The following is a 6,414-nucleotide window of genomic DNA, read 5'->3' on the forward strand; positions in this document are numbered from 1 at the left end:
GAGCCGTGCCGCTGCCGAGCAGCGCCCCGGGGGGACGGGCATGACATTCCAGGAAGAAGCATGCGCGAACGCGCCCAATTGGCGATCAAGGACATGTCCAAGGCGTACGGCGACCGGTCGGTTCTCGACCAGGTCTCGCTGACCGTACGCCCCGGCGAGAAGGCCGGTGTCATCGGCGAGAACGGCTCCGGCAAGTCGACGCTCCTGCGGCTGCTCGCCGGGGCCGAGCAGCCCGACAGCGGTGAGATCACCGTCGTGTTCCCCGGCGGTGTCGGCCATCTCGCCCAGACACTCGATCTGGACCCCGCGCGCACCGTCCAGGACGCGGTCGACGCGGCCCTCGCCGACCTCCGCGAACTGGAGCGCCGGATCGCGGCGGCCGAGGCGTCCCTCGGCTCGGCCGGCGAGGCCGAACTGGCCGCCTACGGCGACCTGTTGACGGCGTACGAGGAACGCGACGGCTACCGGGCCGACGCCCGTGTCGACGCCGCGCTCGGCGCCCTCGGGCCCCGGAACCTGCCCAGGCACCGGCGGCTCGGCTCGCTCTCCGGCGGGGAGCGGTCGCGGCTGGCGCTGGCCTGCGTCCTGGCCTCGGCGCCCGAACTGCTGCTGCTCGACGAGCCGACCAACCATCTCGACCTCCAGGCCACCACCTGGCTGGAGGACCAACTCCGGGCGCACCGGGGGACGGTGCTCGCCGTCACCCACGACCGGGCGTTCCTGGAGCGGATCGCGACGACGATCCTGGAGGTCGACCGGGACACCCGGACGGTGAGCCGGTACGGCGACGGCTGGGCCGGCTACCGGACGGCGAAGGCCGCGGCCCGGCGCCGCGGGGAACAGGACCATCTGGAGTGGCTGGCCGACGTCGCCCGCACCGAGGAACTGGTCGAGGCGGCCGGCCGGCGCCTCGCGTCCACGGGCCGGGACCCGGGCGAGGGGTTCGGCAAGCACCGCCGCTCGCACGAGACGAAGCTGTCCGGGCAGGTCAGGGCGGCGCGCGAACGGCTCGGGCGGCTGCGCCGCGCCCCGGTCCCGGCGCCGCCGGAGCCGCTGCGGTTCACGGCGACGCTGCGCACCGTATCGGCCGGGGACGGCGCGGGGGACGGCCCGGCGCCCGGGGGTACGGCTGCCTCCCGGACGCCGGAGCGGGAGACGGTGGCCCGGCTGGCCGGGGTGGCCGTCGGTGACCGGCTCCGGGTGGCGGAGCTGCGGGTACGGGCGGGCGACCGGCTCCTCGTCACCGGCCCGAACGGCGCGGGGAAGACCACGCTGCTCCGGCTGCTGGCGGGCGATCTGCGCCCGGACAGCGGTACGGTCACGGGCCCGCCCGGCGGCGCCGCGCGGATCGGCCACCTCCCGCAGGAGCTGCCCGCCGTACCGTCCCGGCGGCCTCTTCTGCACGCGTACGCGGCGGGGCGGCCGGGGCCGCCCGAGGAGTACGCGGACGAACTGCTCGCCCTGGGGCTGTTCCGGCGGGAGGACCTGGCGGTGCCGGTGGCCGCGCTCTCGGTCGGGCAGCGCCGCAGGCTGGAACTGGCCACGCTGACCGCACGCCCCGCCGATCTGATCGTCCTGGACGAGCCGACGAACCACATTGCGCTCAGCCTGGTCGAGGAGTTGGAGGAGGCGCTGCGGGCCTATCCGGGCGCGGTCGTGGTGGTCTCGCACGACCGGCGCTTCCGCGACGGGTTCGAGGGGGCGCGGCTGGAGCTGCGCGCGGGACGGGTGGTCGCCGGCACGGGTGCACAACGGCCGGCGCCACCGAGCCGGTGTCACGGGCCCGGCGCCACCGAACCGGTGTCACGGGTCCGGTGTCATCGGGCCCGTACCGGTCACCATTCCTGCCTCACGCCGTCTGAAGGGCCAGCGTCGGCGACAGGAGGGAGGCGCGGACCGCCGGGTACAGGCCCGCCACCGTGCCGATCAGCAGCGTCGCGGCGAAGCCGCCGCCCACCGCCCACAGCGGGACCACCCACGGCAGCCCGCCCGTGTACGCGTACACCGCGGTCGCCACGCCGCCCAGCGCCACACCCGCCAGCCCGCCGAGGCCCGAGAGCATCAGCGACTCCGTGACGAACTGGATCCTGATCTGCCCCCGGGTGGCGCCCAGCGAGCGCCGCAGGCCGATCTCGTGCCGCCGCTCCAGCACCGAGATGATCATGGTGTTGGCTACGCCGACCCCGCCCACCAGAAGGGCGATGCCGCCCAGCCCCAGCAGGAGCGTGGAGAACGCCCCCTCCGTCGCGGCCTTCGCCTTGAGCACCGACGACGGGTCACCGACCGCCACGTTCTGGGGGTTCCGCGGATCGATCGTCCGCGCCAGCAGCTTCTGGACGGTCCCCACGGACGCGTCCGTGGACCGCTCGTACACCGCCGTGGGATGACCGTCGAAGCCCAGCGTCCGCCCGGCCCCCTCCCAACCGACCAGCGCGGAGCGCTCGATGTCGGGGGCGAGCGGCAGCGGGTCGAGGATGCCGAGGACGGTGAAGTACCGGTCGTCGATCCACACCTGCTGGCCCGGCCGGTTGATGCCGAGCCGTTCCGCGGCCACGCCGCCGAGGACCACGGCCGGATAGCGGCCGTTGGCGTCGTTCAGCCAGGTTCCCGCCGCCATCCGGCCCCGCAGGACCTTCAGCAGGTCCTCGGTCGCCGCTCTGACACCGATCCCGCCGGTCTCCGCCTCGGGGATCTTCTCCGAGCGCCGTACCGTGGCCGGCAGATCGCCGGTCGCCCCGACCTCCTCGACCCCGTCGATCCGGCCGACCATGCGGGGAGCGTCCTTGGGGAGTTTGACCTCCTCTCCGCTGAAGATGCCTTCGCTCGCCTTGGCCACCAGCATGTTCGTGCCGAGCGCGTCGAGCTGGCGCAGCAGTTGGGCCTGGCTGGACGCGGAGATGCCGACCACCGCGATCATGGTGGCGATCCCGATGGCGATGCCGAGCGCGGAGAGCACGACCCGCACCGGCCGGCTGCGCAGTCCCGCGGAGCCGACGTGGAGGACGTCCCGCGGCCCGAGCCGCGCCGCCCTCAGCCGCGTACGCCTACCCGCCATCGGACCGCGCCTCCCGCCTGACGTCCGAGACAGGCTCAACGTCCGGGACCGGCTGGACTTCCGGGACGGGCTGGACTGCCGGGACGGGCTGAACGTCCGACACCACCCGTCCGTCCCGGATCCTGACCCGGCGGGGCAGGCTCTCCGCGATCTCCGTGTCGTGCGTGATCACCGCGATGGTGGCGCCCTCCGTGTGAAGGTCGTGCAGCAGCCCCATCACCGCCTCGCCGGACGCCGAGTCGAGCGCCCCGGTCGGTTCGTCGGCCAGCAGCAGGTCCGGGGTGCCGACGACGGCGCGGGCGATGGCGACGCGCTGCTTCTGCCCGCCGGACAGTTCGTGCGGGCGGTGCTTCATCCGGTCGGCGAGCCCGACCCGCGCCAGCGCCTCCGCGGCCATCGCCCGCCGCCGCGCCCGGGGCAGGCCGGAGTACAGCAGCCCCTCCGCCACGTTCTCCAACGCGGTGACGCCCGGCACCAGATGGAACGACTGGAAGACGAACCCGATGTGCCGCGAGCGCAGCGCGGAGAGCCGTCGGTCGGTCAGCGAGGCCACGTCGTGGCCCGCGATCTCGACCGTCCCCGCGCTCGGCCGGTCGAGGGTGCCCACGATGTGCAGCAGGGTGGACTTCCCGGAACCGGACGGCCCGACGATCCCCAGCAACTCGCCCTCGGCGACGGTGAGATCGACCCCGTCGAGCGCGCGGACGCCGCCCGCGTACTCCTTGGTGACGCCTCGGAGCCTGACGACCGTACCGGCCGTGCGCCCGGTCCCCGCCGTCCGCGCACCGCTCGCCTCATGCGCGCTGCTCGCCTCATGCGCACCGCCCGCCTCACGCACACCGTGCGAACTGTGCTCACCGTGCTTGTCGTTCGTCTCGTACGCGATGCTCATGCGGACGGCACCCCGACCTTCGTGCCCTCGCGCAGCCCGGAGCCGCTGACCTCGACGCGTCCCTGGCCGAACATGCCCAGTTCGACCTTCACCTCGCGCGCCGCGCCGTTCTCGACCACCTGGACGCCGAAGCCGCCTCCCGCCAGCGCGAGCAGGGCGTTGACGGGGACGGAGAGGACGTTCTTCCGGGTCTCCCCCGTGAGGCTGACGGTGACGGGCGACTCGTCGAGGCCGCTCACCTTCTTCGGGTCGTCGAAGGCGACCGTGATGTCGATCTTGGGGGTCTTGTCCTGCGGGTCGTCCCCGGCCGAGGCGGTCGTCCCCACCGAGGACACCTTCCCGGCCGCCTCCTTCCCGTCGGGGAACCGCACCGTGACCCGCGTTCCGGCCCTGGCGAGCGCCTCGTCGGCGACGGGGATCCGGAAGCGTACGACCCGTTCCGAGCCGGTGACCGTGAGGACCGGCCCGCCGGGCGCCACCCGGTCGCCCGGCGCCGCGCCCGCCTCCTTGACGCGTACGGCGCTGCCCGCGAAGGCGACCTGGTCGGGGCCAATCGTGCCGGTCCGCTCAAGGCCGTGGGCCTTCTGCCAGCGGGAGACGGCGGCGGCCGTGTACGTGCTGTACTCGTCGTCGACGGTGAAGCCGGTGTAGCCGAGGGCCGCGAGGTTCTCCTCGATCTGGCGGACGTCCCTGCCCTTGTCGCCGGGCTTGAGGGTCCGGTACATGGGCTCGGCGCCGTACATGAGCCGGACGGCCGCGCCGTCGACCTCGTACAGCCGCCCGTCCCGCTCGACGACCGAGCCGCCGGCCGCGCTCCAGGTGAGCGTGCCCGCCGGGCCCGCGTTGATCTTCCGCTCGCCGAGGTGGCCGAGGGTGCCCTCCTGCTGGGTGGAATCGCTGAGGTCGCCCCGGGTGACGGTCTCCGTCGCCCGGGGCAGCCGGGGATCCGCCGCGGCCCGCTGTTCCTCCGAGCCGGTCAGGGTGGTGACCCCGGTGACACCGCCCGCGACCACGACGATCGCCGCGACGGCGAGGGCGAGCCCGCGCCGCGTCACGACGACACGCTCTCGCAGGCCTTGTTGGCCTTGTCGAACTTCTCCTTCTCCGCCCCCTGGGGGACCGGCCGGGCCCCGGTCACGCCGCCGTCGAACTCCGGGTCGGGCATGTCGTACCCGTTCTCGCGCATGCACCGCGCGAACGCGAGCAGCTTGTCCTTCTCGGCCTGCGTCATCTCCTGCAAGCCGCCCGCGCCGCCCTTGCCCGCGCACGCCTTGAGGGCCTTCTCCATCTTCTCCTGGGACATGCCGTCCCCGCCGATGGCGAGCCCCTCGGCGTTCTCGCCCGACTTGGGCTCGGGCACGTCCAGACCCTGCTCGCGCAGGCACTTGCGGTGTTCCAGGGCCTGGTCCGCCTTGTTGCCCTCCTCGCTCACCGTCGACTTCTCCTTGCCGTTCCCGCCGCCGTCCGCCTGCTCGCCGGAGCAGCCGGCGGTGAGGAGGAGGGAGAAGGCGGCCGCCGCGGTGGCCGCCATGATCCTGAGGTGTCGCTGTCGGTTCGTCATGGCCACGAGCGTGCGGCGCGGGCGCGTTTCGCTTCTCTTCGCACAGGTGTTTACGCCGACGAAATCCCCCCTTCGGATAGACAGGGGTCATGCGCGTACTGCTGGTGGAGGACGAGGCGTTCCTCGCCGAGATGATCGCCGAGGGGCTGCGCCGTGACGCGCTCGCCGTGGATGTCGCGGCCGACGGACGGGAGGCGCTGCGCAAGCTGCGGTTCGGGGAGTACGACGTGCTCGTCCTCGACCGCGATCTGCCGGAGGTGCACGGGGACGAGGTGTGCCGCCGGGTGGTCGAGCAGCGGCTGATGACGCGGATCCTGATGCTGACGGCCGCCGGAACCGTACGGGACCGGGTCGACGGTCTGGGCCTGGGCGCCGACGACTATCTGGCCAAGCCGTTCGCGTACGACGAACTCCTCGCCCGGGTCCTGGCGCTGGGCCGGCGCGCCCGGCCCGCGCTGCCGCCCGTACTGGAACGGGCGGGGATCGTCCTGGACACGGCGCGCCGCCAGGCCAGCCGCGACGGCTGGCACCTCCCCCTGTCGCGGAAGGAGTTCGCCGTGCTGGAGGCGCTGCTGCGGGCCGAGGGGGCGGTGGTCAGCAGCGACGACCTGATCGAGCAGGTGTGGGAGGAACACACCAGTTACCGGACGAACGCGGTCCGGGTGACGCTGAGCAAGCTGCGCGCCAAGCTGGGGGAGCCGACGGTGGTGGAGACGGTGCCGGGCGAGGGCTACCGGATCGCGTCATGAGCGGCACGACCGGCACTACCGGCACGACCGACACGACCGGCACGACCGGCCGGTGTGCCGCCGCAGAGCCTCGCGGCCCCCCCCCCCCCCCCCGCCCCCCCCCCCCCCCCCCCCCCCCGCGCCCCGCGGGGGGGCGGCCGGGCGGGGGCGGGGGGGC

5 protein-coding genes and 1 pseudogene are annotated in these 6,414 nt (G+C 74.0%); 2 read left to right on the forward strand and 4 right to left on the reverse strand.

The window, feature by feature from the left end:
* Positions 1–60: 60 nt before the first annotated feature.
* Positions 61–1,731: pseudogene (locus tag ACFXPK_RS01040) on the forward strand (ABC-F family ATP-binding cassette domain-containing protein); the annotation flags it as partial.
* Between the two features lie 118 nt (positions 1,732–1,849).
* Here the strand turns inward: ACFXPK_RS01040 and ACFXPK_RS01045 are convergent.
* The 4 genes from ACFXPK_RS01045 to ACFXPK_RS01060 are packed head-to-tail and all read right to left on the reverse strand — an operon-like array spanning position 1,850 to position 5,508.
* Complete coding sequence (locus ACFXPK_RS01045) at positions 1,850–3,055, reverse strand: ABC transporter permease (RefSeq protein ID WP_385070194.1); 1,206 nt, start codon at positions 3,053–3,055, stop codon at positions 1,850–1,852.
* Positions 3,045–3,947 carry an ABC transporter ATP-binding protein gene (locus tag ACFXPK_RS01050; RefSeq protein ID WP_385070197.1) on the reverse strand — a complete coding sequence of 301 codons (903 nt, stop codon included), beginning with the start codon at positions 3,945–3,947 and terminating at the stop codon, positions 3,045–3,047. The genes ACFXPK_RS01045 and ACFXPK_RS01050 overlap by 11 nt, the downstream gene beginning before the upstream one ends.
* Entirely contained in the window at positions 3,944–5,002 is a 1,059-nt protein-coding gene (locus ACFXPK_RS01055) for a peptidoglycan-binding protein (RefSeq protein WP_384998090.1), read from the reverse strand. The genes ACFXPK_RS01050 and ACFXPK_RS01055 overlap by 4 nt, the downstream gene beginning before the upstream one ends.
* Positions 4,999–5,508, reverse strand: coding sequence for a hypothetical protein (locus tag ACFXPK_RS01060; RefSeq protein WP_385070200.1), 510 nt, complete (start codon positions 5,506–5,508; stop codon positions 4,999–5,001). The genes ACFXPK_RS01055 and ACFXPK_RS01060 overlap by 4 nt, the downstream gene beginning before the upstream one ends.
* Positions 5,509–5,597: 89 nt before the next feature.
* On the opposite strand from ACFXPK_RS01060, the gene ACFXPK_RS01065 reads away from it, so the two are divergent.
* Positions 5,598–6,257 (forward strand): response regulator transcription factor, encoded by a 660-nt coding sequence (locus ACFXPK_RS01065; RefSeq protein WP_384998096.1) that lies wholly within the window; start codon positions 5,598–5,600, stop codon positions 6,255–6,257.
* Positions 6,258–6,414: the final 157 nt, after the last annotated feature.

This window comes from Streptomyces sp. NPDC059142 (assembly GCF_042755665.1).
Classification (GTDB): domain Bacteria; phylum Actinomycetota; class Actinomycetes; order Streptomycetales; family Streptomycetaceae; genus Streptomyces.

Coding starts and splice junctions, on each gene's coding strand:
- ACFXPK_RS01050 (WP_385070197.1), bottom strand. CDS start 3,947: ATGAGCATCGCGTACGAGACGAACGACAAGCACGGTGAGCACAGTTCG.
- ACFXPK_RS01060 (WP_385070200.1), bottom strand. CDS start 5,508: ATGACGAACCGACAGCGACACCTCAGGATCATGGCGGCCACCGCGGCG.
- ACFXPK_RS01045 (WP_385070194.1), bottom strand. CDS start 3,055: ATGGCGGGTAGGCGTACGCGGCTGAGGGCGGCGCGGCTCGGGCCGCGG.
- ACFXPK_RS01065 (WP_384998096.1), top strand. CDS start 5,598: ATGCGCGTACTGCTGGTGGAGGACGAGGCGTTCCTCGCCGAGATGATC.